The sequence below is a fragment of the Roseibium sp. RKSG952 genome (assembly GCF_009711355.1).
This window is the reverse complement of record NZ_SMMF01000405.1, coordinates 1-844: the sequence shown is the minus strand read 5'-3', so window position 1 is coordinate 844 and position 844 is coordinate 1. Positions and strand designations below refer to the sequence as shown.

The window sequence follows — 844 nt, the reverse complement described above, 5'->3', positions numbered from 1 at the left end:
AAGCAGGAAGCCCTGTCCTTCGGGGCGGGGCAGCCACGGAATCGCCTATTTTTTGGGTTGCATGGGAGGTCTCGATTTGGGAAGAATGTGTCTAAGTCGGCGTTTGGGACAGGTGTATGGCGTATACGAAGGGAAGGCTTGAAATACCAGGGTTCGCGAACTGGTTCGCGGACGCACATTGTCGTGTGTTCTCCATCAACGGCGCACGGGCGCGGGACGACTGGCCATACGCCTCGCTCGAAACGCCGTTTGGTGAGATCTACCTGAAGGCGGCGGAGGTTACGGCGCTTTGTTTTATGGGGGCCTCGAAATGCGACGAGGTCTACACGGAGCTCGCGATTATTCCCGGTCTTTCGGCTCGATCTCCGCAGTGCGTCGAATATGCTCGTGAGTTCGGAATATCGCCGTGGGCCGTGCTTGCGGCCAGCCACGTGCCTCACGACGAGTTCGTCGTCACGAAGTTCGCGTCTCTTTTTGCGCGGGGTGTCGTGAACGATTTCATGCGATTGCACGACGGTTTCGGGCGGGTCGAGGACTATGTGGTTTTCCCGGTCGAGAGCCGCTCGGGTTTGTTCGATCACGTCGTGACGGTCGGCGGAAGGAAATACCATTCCCGGCAGCGAGGGCAGTCAATGCTTGTGGATAAGGGCTCCGAAGTTGCCTTTCGATATCGAAAGGACCCTCAGGGGGAATTCTTCTTCATTCGCGAAAGCCTGAAACCAGTCGTCTCCTGACTTTGTACTTTCGGAAGCGCGCGTTCGTCTCGAGGTCGAACTGAAGGGGACAGGATGACGGATGCGATGGGATTCGACTCCATTAACGTCTTCCCCGCCCTGAAGGACGG

General features: G+C 57.5%; 1 protein-coding gene. It reads left to right on the top strand.

What is annotated here, in order from left to right:
- Positions 1-116: 116 nt before the first annotated feature.
- A complete protein-coding gene (locus tag E1297_RS01255) occupies positions 117-734 on the top strand; it encodes a hypothetical protein (RefSeq protein ID WP_155132887.1) in 618 nt (205 codons plus the stop codon).
- Positions 735-844: the final 110 nt, after the last annotated feature.